The 14,225-nt window shown below is 70.9% G+C and carries 14 protein-coding genes; 11 read left to right on the top strand and 3 right to left on the bottom strand.

From position 1 onward, the window contains the following. Positions 1–7 precede the first annotated feature (7 nt). From ACFYZL_RS22985 to ACFYZL_RS22970, 4 genes are all read left to right on the top strand, one after another. Entirely contained in the window at positions 8–697 is a 690-nt protein-coding gene (locus ACFYZL_RS22985) for a glycerophosphodiester phosphodiesterase (RefSeq protein ID WP_388681293.1), read from the top strand. After that, positions 694–1,866 carry a sensor histidine kinase gene (locus ACFYZL_RS22980; RefSeq protein ID WP_388681290.1) on the top strand — a complete coding sequence of 391 codons (1,173 nt, stop codon included), beginning with the start codon at positions 694–696 and terminating at the stop codon, positions 1,864–1,866. The genes ACFYZL_RS22985 and ACFYZL_RS22980 overlap by 4 nt, the downstream gene beginning before the upstream one ends. Then, the gene (locus ACFYZL_RS22975; protein ID WP_388681287.1) at positions 1,863–2,564 is read left to right on the top strand and encodes a response regulator; all 702 of its coding nucleotides are present in this window, start codon (positions 1,863–1,865) and stop codon (positions 2,562–2,564) included. The genes ACFYZL_RS22980 and ACFYZL_RS22975 overlap by 4 nt, the downstream gene beginning before the upstream one ends. Positions 2,565–2,712: 148 nt before the next feature. Beyond that, positions 2,713–3,912, top strand: coding sequence for a serine hydrolase domain-containing protein (locus ACFYZL_RS22970; protein WP_388681284.1), 1,200 nt, complete (start codon positions 2,713–2,715; stop codon positions 3,910–3,912). On the opposite strand, the gene ACFYZL_RS22965 is transcribed toward ACFYZL_RS22970, so the two are convergent. The 3 genes from ACFYZL_RS22965 to ACFYZL_RS22955 all read right to left on the bottom strand — a co-directional run bounded on the left by ACFYZL_RS22965 (position 3,879) and on the right by ACFYZL_RS22955 (position 7,183). Beyond that, the gene (locus tag ACFYZL_RS22965) at positions 3,879–4,388 is read right to left on the bottom strand and encodes a hypothetical protein (RefSeq protein WP_384746440.1); all 510 of its coding nucleotides are present in this window, start codon (positions 4,386–4,388) and stop codon (positions 3,879–3,881) included. The two genes, ACFYZL_RS22970 and ACFYZL_RS22965, sit on opposite strands and share 34 nt — an antisense overlap. Before the next feature lie 76 nt (positions 4,389–4,464). Next, entirely contained in the window at positions 4,465–5,643 is a 1,179-nt protein-coding gene (locus tag ACFYZL_RS22960) for a spermidine/putrescine ABC transporter substrate-binding protein (RefSeq protein ID WP_384746439.1), read from the bottom strand. Positions 5,644–5,743: 100 nt separating this feature from the next. Then, positions 5,744–7,183 (bottom strand): gamma-aminobutyraldehyde dehydrogenase, encoded by a 1,440-nt coding sequence (locus ACFYZL_RS22955; protein ID WP_384727309.1) that lies wholly within the window; start codon positions 7,181–7,183, stop codon positions 5,744–5,746. A gap of 168 nt (positions 7,184–7,351) precedes the next feature. Here ACFYZL_RS22955 and ACFYZL_RS22950 point away from each other — a divergent pair, with 168 nt between their 5' ends. From ACFYZL_RS22950 to ACFYZL_RS22920, 7 genes are all read left to right on the top strand, one after another. Beyond that, positions 7,352–7,855 carry an Lrp/AsnC family transcriptional regulator gene (locus tag ACFYZL_RS22950; RefSeq protein WP_007266859.1) on the top strand — a complete coding sequence of 168 codons (504 nt, stop codon included), beginning with the start codon at positions 7,352–7,354 and terminating at the stop codon, positions 7,853–7,855. Positions 7,856–7,858: 3 nt separating this feature from the next. Beyond that, positions 7,859–9,220 carry an aspartate aminotransferase family protein gene (locus ACFYZL_RS22945; protein WP_384746438.1) on the top strand — a complete coding sequence of 454 codons (1,362 nt, stop codon included), beginning with the start codon at positions 7,859–7,861 and terminating at the stop codon, positions 9,218–9,220. A gap of 181 nt (positions 9,221–9,401) precedes the next feature. After that, the gene (locus ACFYZL_RS22940) at positions 9,402–10,163 is read left to right on the top strand and encodes an ABC transporter ATP-binding protein (RefSeq protein WP_384746437.1); all 762 of its coding nucleotides are present in this window, start codon (positions 9,402–9,404) and stop codon (positions 10,161–10,163) included. Then, entirely contained in the window at positions 10,145–11,218 is a 1,074-nt protein-coding gene (locus ACFYZL_RS22935) for a hypothetical protein (protein ID WP_388681277.1), read from the top strand. The genes ACFYZL_RS22940 and ACFYZL_RS22935 overlap by 19 nt, the downstream gene beginning before the upstream one ends. A 26-nt stretch (positions 11,219–11,244) precedes the next feature. Beyond that, positions 11,245–12,357 carry an LOG family protein gene (locus tag ACFYZL_RS22930; protein WP_388681274.1) on the top strand — a complete coding sequence of 371 codons (1,113 nt, stop codon included), beginning with the start codon at positions 11,245–11,247 and terminating at the stop codon, positions 12,355–12,357. Positions 12,358–12,437: 80 nt separating this feature from the next. Next, positions 12,438–13,343 carry a hypothetical protein gene (locus ACFYZL_RS22925; protein ID WP_388681271.1) on the top strand — a complete coding sequence of 302 codons (906 nt, stop codon included), beginning with the start codon at positions 12,438–12,440 and terminating at the stop codon, positions 13,341–13,343. A 198-nt stretch (positions 13,344–13,541) separates the two neighbouring features. Next, complete coding sequence (locus ACFYZL_RS22920; RefSeq protein WP_388681268.1) at positions 13,542–14,159, top strand: hypothetical protein; 618 nt, start codon at positions 13,542–13,544, stop codon at positions 14,157–14,159. Positions 14,160–14,225 lie beyond the last annotated feature (66 nt).

Genomic DNA, 14,225 nt, shown 5'->3' with positions numbered 1-14,225 from the left:
TGGGCGCATGCGCACCCTTACCGCCGTCGGTCACCGCGGCGATCCCTACCGTGTCCGTGAGAACACCCTGGCCTCGATCCGCTCCGCGTTCGCGCGCGGGGCGGACGCGGTCGAGATCGACGTCCGGCTGACCCTCGACGGGGTGCCGGTCCTGCTCCATGACGAAACGCTCCAGCGGCTGTGGGGCCACGACGTGCGCCTGGACGCCGTCACGGCCCCGCAGTTGCGGGAGCTCACCGGGGGCGGCGTCCCCACCCTCCGCGAGGCGCTGATGGAGGCCGGGGCGGGCCGGCTGATGATCGACCTGCCGGGTGCCACCGCGGAATCGGTGCGCACCGTCGTGGGCCAGGTCCACGAGTGCGGGGCGCGCGAGCGGACGTACTACTGCGCGGGCCCGAACACCATGCTGGCCGTCCGCGCCGCAGATCCGGCCGCGGAGATCGCACTGACCTGGACCACGCTGTCGCCGCCGCGCAGGGTGTTGATCGACGCGGTGTCCCCGCGCTGGCTCAACTACCGTTTCGGGCTGGTGAGCCGGGAGCTGACGCAAGCGCTTCACCGGGACGGGCTGCTGGTGTCGGCGTGGACGGCGGACACCAAGAGGACGATGAAGTCGCTGGTCCGGGCCGGCGTCGATTCCATCACCACGAACCGCCTGGACGCGCTGGCCGCCGTACACGCCGGGCTCGGGCAGTGACGGGCGGGCTCGGAGAGCGGCTGCGCGAGCGGGTCGCGCGGGCGGATCCGCGCTGGCAGGACGTGGGGATGACGCTGCTGGTGCAGGCGGCGACGACCATCCCCTTCGTGGTGCCCCGTGATCCCGAGGACTCACCGGCCACCTGGGCCGCGTACCTGCTGACGACACTCGGCAACCTGCCGCTGGTGTGGCGGCGCCGGGCGCCCACGGCGGCTCTCCTCGGGGTGATCGCGGCCGGTTACCTCTACCGCACGGTGCTGGACGGTCCCGGGCAGCCGCTGCCGTACGCGGGCCTGATCTGCGTCTACTCGATCGCCCTGCTGCGGCCGCCGCGGGAGCGGCTGGCCGTCGGGGCGGCCCTGGTCGTGGTGATCTTCGTGTCCGTCGGGCTCAACACGGGTACGGCCAGGGAGCTGTTGTTCGCGCTGTTCGTGTTCGCGTCGGCGTTCGCGCTGGGGCGGCTCCAGGCCACGCGGCTGGCGTACACGGAGGCGGCCCTGGACCGGGCGGCGCAGCTGGAGCGGGCGAACCGGATCGAGGCCGAGCAGGCGGCGGCCCGCGAACGGGCGCGCATCGCGCGGGAGATGCACGACATCCTCTCGCACGCCGTCAGCATCATGATCGTGCAGGCGGAGGCCGGTCCGGTCACGGTGCGCCGGGCCCCGGAGCGGGCGGAGGCGGCCTTCGAGGCGATCGCCGAGACGGGCCGGGACGCGATGGCGCAGCTCCGGACGATCCTGGGGGTGCTGCGGGCGGAGGAAGCCGCTCCGCGCGCTCCGCAGCCGGGGATCGGGGAGCTGCCTGCGCTGGTGGACCGGGTGCGGGCGAGCGGGCTGGCGGTGTCGTACGAGCGGACGGGCGAGGTACGGGAGCTGCCGGCCGCGCTGGAGGCGACGGTGCACCGGGTGGTGCAGGAGGCACTGACCAACGTGGTGAAGCACGCGGGGGCCACGGCGGTGGACATACGTCTGGAGTACGGGGCGCGGGAGCTCGCGGTACGGGTCACGGACGACGGCCGGGGAGCGACCGGCGGCGGCGCCGGTGGGCACGGGCTGATCGGGATCCGCGAGCGGGCGGCGGCGCACGGCGGAACGGCGTGGACCGGACCGGGGGAGGACGGTCGCGGCTTCACGGTGCTTGTAACCTCACCGCTGGAGGTGGGGAATTGACGATCCGTGTGGTGGTGGCGGACGACCAGGAGCTGGTGCGCAGCGGGTTCGCGATGATCCTGGACGTACAGGAGGACATCGAGGTCGTGGCGGAGGTCGGGGACGGGGCGGAGGCGCTGTCGGCGGTGGAGCGGCTCTCCCCCGACGTGGCGCTCCTGGACGTCCGGATGCCGGTGCTGGACGGGATCGAGGCCTGCCGGGCGATCTCGGCGCGCAGCGCGTGCCGGACGGTGATGCTGACGACCTTCGACTCGGACGAGTACGTCTACGAGGCGCTGCACGCGGGAGCGAGCGGGTTCCTGCTGAAGGACGTGCGCCGGGACGACCTGGTGCACGCGGTGCGGGTGGTGGCGGCGGGCGAGTCGCTGCTGGCGCCTTCGGTCGCGCGGCGGTTGATCGAGGAGTACACGGCGGCGACGGCCCGGCAGCCGGCCGTGCCCCCGGCGGCCGCGGAGCGGTTGGAGGCGCTGACGGCCCGGGAGCGGGAGACCCTGGTGCATCTGGGGCGGGGGCTGTCGAACGCGGAGATCGCGACGGCGCTGGTGGTGAGCGAGCACACGGTGAAGTCGCACGTGGGGAACGTGCTCGCGAAGCTCGGGCTGCGCGACCGGATCCAGGCGGTGATCTGCGCGTACGAGACGGGGCTGATCACGGCGGGATCGGCGGATCCCTCTGGGGTATCTCCCTCTGGCGGGTGAGGGGCGGCGGGCCGACTCCCCCGTGCCGGTGAGTTGTCGTACCGCTGAAGACCCCTCTTGGTGGTGATCCGCAACGACCCCTCCGACCTGCAGCATTGAGGTCATCGGGGGGCAGCGGGCCCCGCGGGTCGCACACAGGGGGAACGTCATGAAGGCACGTACGCGCACGCTGGTCGCCGCCGCTCTGGTCCTCGGCATCGTCGCCGGTCCGGTGGCCGCCGCCCAGGCCGCTCCGGCACCGGCGCCGACACCGGTCTCGGCTCCGGCCACGTCCCCGGTCTTCTCCACTCCGCCGGACGCGGCGGCCCTGCGCAACGCGATCGCCGGGGTCGGACCGCAGAACAAGGACGCGACGGCCGCGCTGGTCCGGGTGGGCGGTACGAGTGGCAGCTGGCGGGGGGCTGCGGGCGTCGCGGACGTCCGCAGCGGGCGCGCGGCGATGGAGGACGCCCGCTTCCGGGCCGGCTCGGTGACGAAGACCTTCACGGCGGCGGTGGTGCTCCAGCTGGCCGCCGAGGGGAAGGTGGACCTGGACCGGCCGGTGCAGGACTACCTCCCGGGGCTGCTGCCCGGGTTCGAGCCGGTGACGGTGCGGCAGCTGCTGAACTACACGAGCGGCCTGCAGTCCGCCGACGGTCCCGGGGACACCTTCCAGGACGAGTACGCCCACCGCTTCGACCTGGTCGACCCGCACGCGCTGATCGCCAACGCGGTGGCGAAGGGGCCGGAGTTCAGGCCCGGTGAGAAGCAGCGTTACAGCAACATCCACTACACCGTGCTGGGCGTGCTGATCGAGAAGCTGACGGGGACGACGTACGAGAAGGCCGTCGGGGACCGGATCATCAAGCCGCTGGGCTTGCGGCACACCTCGTTCCCGGCCCGTACCCAGAACCGCATACCGGGCCCGTACAACCACGGCTACCAGGCGGTGGTGGGGGCCGACGGCAGCCGCACGCTGGTCGACGTGTCGGAGTGGAACTCCTCGTCCAACTGGGCCGCGGGTGACCTGATGTCGACGACGGCTGACCTGGAGAGGTTCACGACGGCCCTGTTCGGCGGCCGGGTGGTGCCGCAGACGCAGCTGGAGGAGATGTTCACCGTCCCCGACGTGGCGGACGCCGAGAACGGCGGGCACGCGGTGCAGACGGCCGGCATGAAGGAGTTCGTGCTGCCGGACGGCACGAAGCTCTACGGCAAGACGGGCTCCCGGTACGGCTACAGCACGGTCATCGGCGGCACCCGCGACCTGTCGCGCACGCTGGTGTACTCGGTGAACGCCACCGACGCCAAGGGCCGGGACATGAATGCCGTGAGCTACGGCATCATCGGTGCGGCCTTCGCCAAGTAGCCCGGGCCGTCGGCCTCTTGCAAGACCTCCAACCGCTTGATCATGCGGCGCAGGACCAACAGGGGGATCACTCCGAAGACGCCGAACGACATGTCGATGACGCTCCACCAGACGGGTATCCCGCGGATCGGCCCGCAGATCAGGGCGAGCGGGATGATGCCGGCGCAGGCGATCATGCCGGCTTCGACGATCCAGACGTTGCGGACGGGGTCGCGGTGGACGCCGTGGAAGAAGACGGCGATGACGAGGTGGGCGAAGGCGAGCCAGTCCGTGCCGTAGAGGAGGAAGGGGTACTCGGCATCGGCCCGCTCCAGCCCGTCGCCGACCCGTCGGAGCCACTCGTTGTCCACCAGGGCGTTGGCCCAACGGAGTTCGCTCACCAGGGGGAAGGCGGTGAGTCCGCTCAGCACCAGGCAGACGAGGAACAGGACCAGCCAGGCGCGTATGCGCCGCTCAAGGGCGCTTCTCTCGCTCATGGAAGGAAGCGTACACCTGGAATTGAACACGTTCAGCCAAATCTCTGAACGCGTTCAATCCAATGGTGGGCCGTGCTCAGAGTCCGACGATCGCGTTCCAGCGCTTGGCGAAGGTGCGGCGCTCGGCGGTGGAGATGTCACGGGCGACGGCCAGCCGCTTGCGCATCTCGTCGTCGGGGAAGATCAGCGGGTTCTCGGCCAGTTCGGCGGTCTCCTTGTCGTCGGAGCCGGCCAGGACCTCGCGGGCCGCCGGGACGGGGCAGACGTAGTTGACCGAGGCGGCGAGCGCCGCGGCCGTCTCGGGCTCGAAATAGTGGTCGATCAGGGCCTCGGCATTGGCCTTGTGGCGGGCGAGGTTGGGAATGAGCAGGCTCTCCGCCCAGAGTTCGGCGCCCTCCTCGGGGACCACGAACTCGATGTCGGGGTTGTCGGCCTGGAGCTGGATGACGTCGCCGGAGTAGGCCTGACAGGCCAGGACGTCGCCCTTGCTCAGATCGGAGGTGTAGTCGTTGCCGGTGAAGCGGCGGATGTGCTTCTTGCGCACGAGCTCCTCGACCTGGTCGCACACCCGGTGGTAGTCGGAGTCGGTCCAACGGGTGACGTCCACCCCGTTGCCCTGCATCAGCAGCGAGAAGGACTCGTCGAGGCCGGAGAAGAGGGTCACCTTGCCCGCGAGGTCCGGGTGCCACAGGTCCTTGACCGATTTGATCTCGCGGCCCAGGGCCTTGCGGTTGTAGGCGATGCCGGTGATCCCCGACTGCCAGGGGACGGTGTGCAGCCGACCCTCGTCGAAGGCGGGAGAACGCAGTTGCGGATCCAGATTGCGGGAAACGTTGGACTGCGCCGAGCGGTCCATCTTCTGGGCCCAGCCCAGGTGGACGAAGCGGGCGGCCATCCAGTCGCTGACCACGACCAGGTCGTGGCCGGTCTCCTGGTGGTTCATCAGGGCTGGGCTGATCTTGCCGAAGAACTCGTCGTTGTCGTTGATCTCCTCGGAGTACCGGACCTCGATCCCGGTGCGCTTCGTGAAGGAGTCCAGCGTCGGCCGGCTCTCCTCGTCCTCGTCGTCGGTGTCGATGTAGAGGGGCCAGTTGGAGAAGACCACCCTCTGCTCCCGCTCGGAGCGGTCCGCGCCCTCGCGCTGCCCTTCCGGAACGTAGGCGGCGGGGACGCCGCAGCCGGTGAGGGCGGCGAGCAGGCCCGCGGCACCGAGGCCGCGCAGCGCGTCGCGGCGGGAGAAGTCGAGTCGAGGCATGGCCAAAGCCTCGGTGAACGCCGAAGGGCGGGCAATAGACAACGTGTCTACTGCCCGCCCCTTCAGCGCTGTGCTGTGATCAGTGCGGCAAGGCCGCTGATCAGCCGTCGAGCGAGGTCATGACGTGCTTGATGCGCGTGTAGTCCTCGAAGCCGTAGGCGGAGAGGTCCTTGCCGTAGCCGGACTTCTTGAAGCCACCGTGCGGCATCTCGGCGACGAGCGGGATGTGGGTGTTGATCCACACGCAGCCGAAGTCGAGGTTCTTGGACATCCGCATCGCGCGGCCGTGGTCCTTGGTCCACACGGAGGAGGCGAGGGCGAACTCGACGCCGTTCGCGTACTCCACGGCCTGGGCCTCGTCCGTGAAGGACTGGACGGTGATGACGGGGCCGAAGACCTCGTTCTGGATGATCTCGTCGTCCTGCTTGAGGCCGGAGACCACGGTCGGGGCGTAGAAGTAGCCCTTGTCGCCGACCTGGTGGCCGCCCGCCTCGACCTTGGCGTGCGCGGGAAGGCGCTCGATGAAGCCCGCGACCTGCTTGAGCTGGTTCGGGTTGTTCAGCGGGCCGTACAGCACGTCCTCGTCGTCCGGCTGACCCGTCTTGGTGTCCGCGGCGGCCTTGGCGAGCGCGGTCACGAACTCGTCGTGGATCGACTCGTGCACGAGCACGCGGGTGGCCGCGGTGCAGTCCTGGCCGGCGTTGAAGTAGCCGGCGACCGCGATGTCCTCGGCGGCCTTGGCGATGTCGGCGTCCGCGAAGACGACGACGGGGGCCTTGCCACCGAGCTCCAGGTGGACGCGCTTGACGTCCTTCGAGGCGCTCTCGGCGACCTGCATGCCGGCGCGCACCGAGCCGGTGATGGAGGCCATCGCCGGGGTGCTGTGCTCGACCATCGCCTTGCCGGTCTCGCGGTCACCGCAGATGACGTTGAAGACGCCCTTGGGCAGGATCGAGTCGATGATCTCCGCCATCAGGATGGTGGAGGCCGGGGTGGTGTCCGAGGGCTTGAGCACCACGGTGTTGCCCGCGGCGATCGCCGGGGCGAACTTCCACACGGCCATCATCATCGGGTAGTTCCACGGCGCGACCTGGGCGCAGACACCGACGGGCTCACGGCGGATGATCGAGGTCATCCCCTCCATGTACTCGCCGGCCGAGCGGCCCTCCAGCAGTCGGGCGGCACCCGCGAAGAAGCGGATCTGGTCCACCATCGGCGGCAGCTCCTCGCTGGCCGTGAGGCCCAGCGGCTTGCCGGTGTTCTCCGACTCGGCGGCGACGAGCTCGTCCGCGCGCGCCTCGAAGGCGTCCGCGATCTTCAGCAGCGCCTTCTGGCGCTCCGACGGCGTGGTGTCGCGCCAGCCCGGGAAGGCGGCCGCGGCGGCGGCCATGGCCGCGTCGACGTCGGCCTGGCCCGAGAGCGGGGCCGTCGCGAAGGCCTCGCCGGTGGACGGGTTGACCACCTCGGTGGTCCGCCCGTCGGCGGCGTCCTTGAACTCCCCGCCGATGTAGTTGCGCAGACGACGCAGTTCGGTGGTCACTACAGCCACACTCCTGATCACATGTCCAACGATTGAGACGAATCCCAAGCCTAGCCCCTCGGGCGACGCTTTCGACAGACCCAGACGCTACCAACTACGAAATCAGTGAGATCCGGGTCGGCAAACAACGGATTTCATCGATTCCGTCTTGCGGAACAGACGACCCTCGTGCACAGTGAGGTCGTGGTCAGTCGAAGCGCAGATTCCAGGAACAGACAACCGTCCCCTTCGGTCGATGCTGTGTCCCTGGCGATCATCGAGCAACTGCAGGAGGACGGCCGCCGTCCCTATGCATCGATCGGCAAGGCCGTCGGCCTCTCCGAAGCCGCCGTACGCCAGCGCGTACAGAAGCTGCTCGACCAGGGCGTCATGCAGATCGTCGCCGTCACCGACCCGCTCACCGTGGGCCTGCGGCGCCAGGCGATGGTCGGCATCAACGTCGAGGGAGACCTCGACCCGGTGGCCGACGCGTTGACCGCCATGGCCGAGTGCGAATACGTGGTGATGACCGCGGGGTCGTTCGACCTGATGGTGGAGATCGTCTGCGAGGACGACGACCACCTGCTCGAAACGATCAACAAGAAGATCCGCACGCTCCCCGGCGTGCGATCAACCGAAAGCTTCGTTTATCTGAAGCTCAAGAAGCAGACCTACATGTGGGGAACTCGATAGCCCGTGAGCCAGGACCTCTCCAAGACCGCGTACGACCACCTGTGGATGCACTTCACCCGCATGTCGTCGTACGAGAACGCACCCGTCCCCACCATCGTGCGCGGTGAGGGCACCTACATCTTCGACGACAAGGGCAAGCGCTACCTCGACGGCCTCGCCGGCCTGTTCGTGGTCAACGCCGGCCACGGCCGCAAGGAGCTGGCCGAGGTCGCCTACAACCAGGCGCAGCAGCTCGCCTTCTTCCCCGTGTGGTCGTACGCCCACCCGCAGGCCGTGGAGCTCGCCGAGCGCCTCGCGAACTACGCTCCGGGCGACCTGAACAAGGTCTTCTTCACCACCGGTGGCGGCGAGGCCGTCGAGACCGCCTGGAAGCTCGCCAAGCAGTTCTACAAGCTGCAGGGCAAGCACACCAAGTACAAGGTCATCTCGCGTGCGGTCGCCTACCACGGCACCCCGCAGGGCGCCCTGTCCATCACCGGTCTGCCGGCCCTGAAGGCCCCCTTCGAGCCGCTGGTCCCCGGTGCGCACAAGGTGCCGAACACCAACATCTACCGCGCCCCGATCTACGGCGACGACCCCGAGGCCTTCGGCCGCTGGTGCGCCGACCAGATCGAGCAGGAGATCCTGTTCGAGGGCGCCGACACCGTCGCCGCCGTCTTCCTGGAGCCGGTGCAGAACGCCGGTGGCTGCTTCCCGCCGCCGCCCGGGTACTTCCAGCGGGTCCGCGAGATCTGCGACGAGTACGACGTGCTGCTCGTCTCCGACGAGACGATCTGCGCCTTCGGCCGCCTCGGCACGATGTTCGCCTGTGACAAGTTCGGCTACGTGCCGGACATGATCACCTGCGCCAAGGGCATGACCTCGGGTTACTCCCCGATCGGTGCCTGCATCGTCTCGGACCGCATCGCCGAGCCGTTCTACAAGGGTGAGAACACCTTCCTGCACGGCTACACCTTCGGCGGACACCCGGTGTCCTCGGCGGTGGCGATCGCCAACCTCGACATCTTCGACAAGGAAGGCCTCAACCAGCACGTGCTGGACAACGAGGACGCCTTCCGCTCGACGCTGGAGAAGCTGCTCGACCTGCCGATCGTCGGCGACGTCCGCGGCAACGGCTACTTCTACGGCATCGAGCTCGTCAAGGACAAGGCCACCAAGGAGTCCTTCACGGACGAGGAGACGGAGCGCGTGCTCTACGGCTTCCTCTCCAAGGCCCTGTTCGACGCCGGCCTGTACTGCCGCGCCGACGACCGTGGCGACCCGGTCATCCAGCTGGCCCCGCCGCTGATCGCGGACCAGGGCACCTTCGACGAGATCGAAGGCATCCTGCGCTCGGTGCTCACCGAGGCGTGGACCAAGCTGTAACCCGAGCTGCACCCGGACTGTAAATAGTCCGATCCACACGGCCCGGATCCCCCTTTCGAGTGAGAGGTGGGGGTCCGGGCCGCGTGCTGTCGCCATCCAAGACGTTCATCTCTTTACATCTCCATGCGGCGCCAGTGACCGAACCGGCTCCGCTTCGTTCCCCCGGACGGAGGTGTACGCCATGGTGGCTCCACCGGACAATGCCCCGCCTGACAATGACGTCCTGTGGGCACGGTCCCTTCAGTACTCCCACAGCGGTTCTCCCGGTCTCGCCGGGATCTCCCTGGGAGTGCGCCAGGGCGAGATCCTGGCCCTGACCGGCCCCCGCGGCAGCGGCAAGACCACCCTGCTGCGCTGCCTCTCCGGGCAGCTCCTGCCGGACGAGGGAGAGGTCTGGTTCAACAGCCTCCCCGTGCACACCATGGGGGCGCTGTCCCGGGAGCGGCTGCGCCGCGACCGGTTCGGCTGGATCGGCCCCGAACCGCAGCTGCTGCCCGAGCTGAAGGTCTGGGAGAACGCGGCCCTGCCGCTGCTGCTCTCCGGCACCTCCCACCGCAGTGCCAAGCACGCCGCGTGCGAATGGCTGGACCGCCTCGACATCGGCGGCTTCGCCCGCAAGCGGCCCACCGCCCTGGGGCGGGCCGAGTCGCAGCGGGTGGCCCTGGCCCGGGCGCTCGTGAACCAGCCCGCGGTGATCTTCGCCGACGAGCCCACGGCCCCGCTGCACCAGGCCGAGCGCGCCCTGCTCCTCCGTACGCTGACCACGGCGGCCCGCTCACACGAGATCACCGTGCTGTTGGCCACCCACGACGAGGAGAGCGCCGCCCTCGCCGACCGGCGCCTGGCCCTGCTCGACGGCCGCTGGGCCGGAGCCGCGGCAGCCGCCCCGTCACAGGGTCCCGAAACGTCGGAGGGGCAGGCCGCGTGCTCGCTCTCCGCCTAGCCCGAGGCTCCCGGCCCCTGGTCCAGCTGCGCCGGCTCCTCGTCGCGGCCGCCTGCGCCGGCACCGGGTTCCTGCTGCTCTCCGTCCTCCAGGACGCCGTGGTCCGGCCTGCCGGATCGTTCCCTCGCCTGCTGTGGGCACTGGTCCCGCTCGCCGCGACCGTCCACTTCTCCGTCGCCGTGGCCCGTACGGATCCCGCGACCCGCCCCCGCGAGGGACTGGACGCCGCGGGGCTGGGACCCGTACGGCTCGTCCTCGTCGCGGCGATCTCCACCGCCGTCGCCTGCACCCTCGGCAGCGCGGTGGCCCTGGCCGCCTTCCTCCACCTGCGCGGCGATCTGTCCGGGCTGCCGTTCGACGGGGCCGGGGCCCGGCTGCTGCACGCCGAGCAGCCGCTGCCCGTGGCCGCCGCCCTCACCCTGCTGGCCGTGATCCCCCTCACCGCATCCATCGCGACCGCCCTCACCCTGCGCCCCCGGCCGTCCATGGCCCCGCAGACCGGGCTGCCCTGGGGCATCGCCCTGACGGCCTGCGGGCTCGCGGTCCAGGCGTACGCGGGCCGCAGCGGCACGGGGACGCTGACCGGCTGGTCGCTGACCGCGGTCGGCCTCGCCCTCGCCGGCCCCGGCCTCGCCTACGCCTGCGGCGCCCTCGTCCAGGCCGTGCGTCCGGGCGCGCTCCGGCTGCTGGCCGGACGGGCCCTCCAGGAGGAGGCGTCCCGGCTCGGCCCGCCGCTCGGGGTGCTGTGCGCGGTCGGTGCGGGCGCGCTCACCGCGCTGGCGCTGCCCGGCGGGGGCGGGCTGCTCGTGCCGCTCGGTCCGCTCACCGGGCCGGCCGCCGCCCTGGTGGCCGGGTGCGCGGCCGCGACCCTTCTCACATCCGCGGTCGAGGCGAGGCAGATCCGGGCCTCGGCCCGCGAGACGCTGACCGGCATGGGCGCTCCGGCCAAGGTGCTGCGTACGGCGGCGAGTTTGCGGGCCACGGCGCTCGTGGCCGTGTGCCTGCCGCTCAGCTGGGGTGTGGCGCAGCTGACGTCGCTGGCCCTGACCCGCTGACCGGGGCAGCCCTTAGGGTGGGCCGGATGGTCAATGGAAACAGCGACATCGAGATCGAGACGCTCGCCGAATTCGACCGGGTCGCCTCCCGCGGCTCGCTCGCCGGCTACCGGATCCAATCGGTCAACCTGCTGGAGCGGACCTTCGCGCTGCTGTCCGCCGACACCTCCGCGGCCGTGTTCCTGGGCTGCCCGATGGAGCCGGACGCGGCCGCGAAGGTCCGCGCCGACGGCGCGCTGGTCTTCCCGCCCGTCCCCGACCTGCCCTTCGACCCGTACCGGGGGCTGCTGTACAGCCCCGAGGAGCTCTTCGCCGGGCTGCCCGAAGGGTACGGGGCGACCCCGGACTGTCAGGCGTACACCTGGTTCCAGGAGACCAAGGCCGACGGGGACGTCTTCTCCTCGATGCTGCGCTCGCTCCACGACGACGCCGTCTCGGACGCCCTCGACGAGCACCTCGCCGGCGCCCGTGTCGTGGGTGTGATGGGAGGCCACGCCATGGCTCGCGGCGGTCCGGCCTACCAGGGCGCCGCCGAGCTCGGCCGGGCGCTGACCAGGTCCGGGCTGACCGTGGCCACCGGTGGCGGGCCGGGCGCGATGGAGGCCGCCAACCTCGGCGCCTACCTGGCCCCGGCGGCCGACGAGGCCCTCCCCGAAGCGCTGGAGCTGCTGGCCAAGGCTCCCTTCTTCGAGCCGTCGGTGGCCGAATGGGCGCGTGCGGCGTTCGCCGTGCGGGACCGCTGGCCCGGCGGCGGCGAGTCGGTGGGCATCCCGACCTGGTTCTACGGGCACGAGCCGCCGAACGCGTTCGCCTCGCACATCGGCAAGTACTTCGCGAACGCCACCCGGGAGGACGGGCTGCTGGCCCGGTCCAACGCGGGCGTGGTCTTCCTGCCGGGCGCGGCGGGCACCGTACAAGAGGTCTTCGACAGCGCCACGCCGAACTACTACGGGTCGCGGGGCGAGCCGGCGCCGATGATCCTGGTCGACCGGGCCCACTGGACCGAGCACCTCCCGGTCTGGCCGCTGCTGCACGCGCTGGCGCGCGGCCGGTCGATGGAGTCCCGGATCGCGCTCGTGGACTCGGTGGACGAGGTCGCGGACGTCCTCGCCTCGATGGGCCGAACCGAACCGAACTGACTTCCCGAGGCAACTTCGGGGCCCGTTCCCACGTCTGGCAGAGGTACCGCAAAACCTGCCAGACGTGAACGGAGCCCTCGGTGCTCATAGGCCTGCTGACCGCTGTCGCGGCATCCATCTGCTACGGCACGGGCTCCGTGCTGCAAGCCGTCGGATCGCGCCGCGCCGCGCGGATGTCCCCGACCGCGGCCGGGATGACCGCCCATGGCGGACCCAATCTGTCGTCCACCGCGAAAGCGGCGATGACCTGGGAGTTCATCGTCGGCACGATCCTGGACTTCGTGGGCTTCGGCCTGGGTGCCCTGGCCGCCCGCCTCCTTCCCCTCTTCCTGTCGCAGACGGTGATCAGCGCCAACCTGGTGATCACGGCCGTGCTGAGCGTGAAGATGCTCGGCATCCGCCTCAGCCGCAAGGAGTGGACCTCGATCGGGGTCGTCTGCACGGCGCTGGTCCTGCTGGCGACGGCCGCGGGCCACGAGGGCGGCCACCACGCTGCGACGGCCACCCACTGGTGGCTGCTGGGGATCACCGTGCTGCTGATGGTGGGCGGCACCGTGGCCGTACGCCTCCTGGGAGGCGGGGCGGCGATCCTTGCGGGTCTGCTGTCGGGCCTGGGCTTCGGTGCGCTGGGCGTCGGCGTCCGGATCCTCGACGGGGTCGACCCGTTCGACCTCGGCACCCTCCTGTCCGACCCCGCGCTCTACGCCATCGTGCTGGCGGGTGTCGGCGGCATGTACCTGCACACGGTCGCCCTCCAGATCGGCTCGGTGAACGGCGCCACGGCGGCGCTGGTCGTCGGCGAGACGGTCCTGCCGGGCGCGATCGGCGTCCTGTGGCTCGGCGACGCATCGCGCCCGGGCCTGGCGTGGCTGGCGGTGCTCGGATTCGTCCTCGCGGTCGCCGGTGCGGTGGCCGTCGCCTGGTACGGCAAGCACGAGGGCTCCGATCCGCAGGTGGAGACCCCGGTCCCGGCGGCGGTCGGGTAGGCGCGGGGCCGCCCGCTGCCGGTGCCGCCGGCTGCCGGTGCCGCCCGCTGCCGGTGCCGCCGGGCCCCGCAGTGGCGGTCGGCCCGTCGCCCGGCGGCCGGCACCGGCCCGGGGCCGCCCCTTCACCCGCTCGCTCCCCCCAGGTGGCGTACGCCCGGCGGCTGCCGCTTGCTGGACGGGGGAGAAAGCGAGGAGCCCATGGCCCCCACGGACACCGCCACCGCCCGGCTGTACGCGCCCCGGGCCGCCGGGGCGGCCGGCATCGCCTTCGCCGTGCTGCTCGCGGCGGCGATCGTCCTGATGCGGCTCGCCATCCCGTCGGGCGACGGCGGGGAGCCGGTCCCCGAGGCGGACCGCTGGGCGGTGCGGCTGGCCCTGGAGATCGTGCCCTTCGCCGGAATCGCCTTCCTGTGGTTCATGGGCGCGATGCGTGCCCACGTCGGGGAGGTCGAGGACAAGTTCTTCTCCACCGTCTTCCTCGGCAGCGGCTTCATCTGTGCCGCCACCCTGTTCGTCGCCGCCGGAGCGGCGGGAACCGTGCTGGCGGAGGACAGCCCCTCCGACTTCGGCCGCCACTACGCGTACACGGTCCTCGCGACGTACTCGATGCGGATGGCGGCCGTCTTCGTCCTCTCGACCTCGATGATGGGGCGCCGGCTCGGGGTCTTCTCCCGGCCGCTGATCGTGGTGGGCGTCCTCGCCGGCCTGGTCCTGCTCGTGGTCGGCTCCAGCGTGCCCTGGTCCGAGCTGGTGTTCCCCGCCTGGGCCTTCGTCATCAGCGTCCACATCCTGCGCATGAGGGCCCGGCCGCGGTAGGCAGTCGACTCCGCAGAGCCCACGTCACCTCCCGTGACCTGCGGGTTCGTTCCCCGGCAGGACGCA

The sequence above is a fragment of the Streptomyces sp. NPDC001717 genome, from assembly GCF_042892775.1.
Taxonomy (GTDB): domain Bacteria; phylum Actinomycetota; class Actinomycetes; order Streptomycetales; family Streptomycetaceae; genus Streptomyces.
This window is presented reverse-complemented; position numbering and strand designations above follow the sequence as displayed.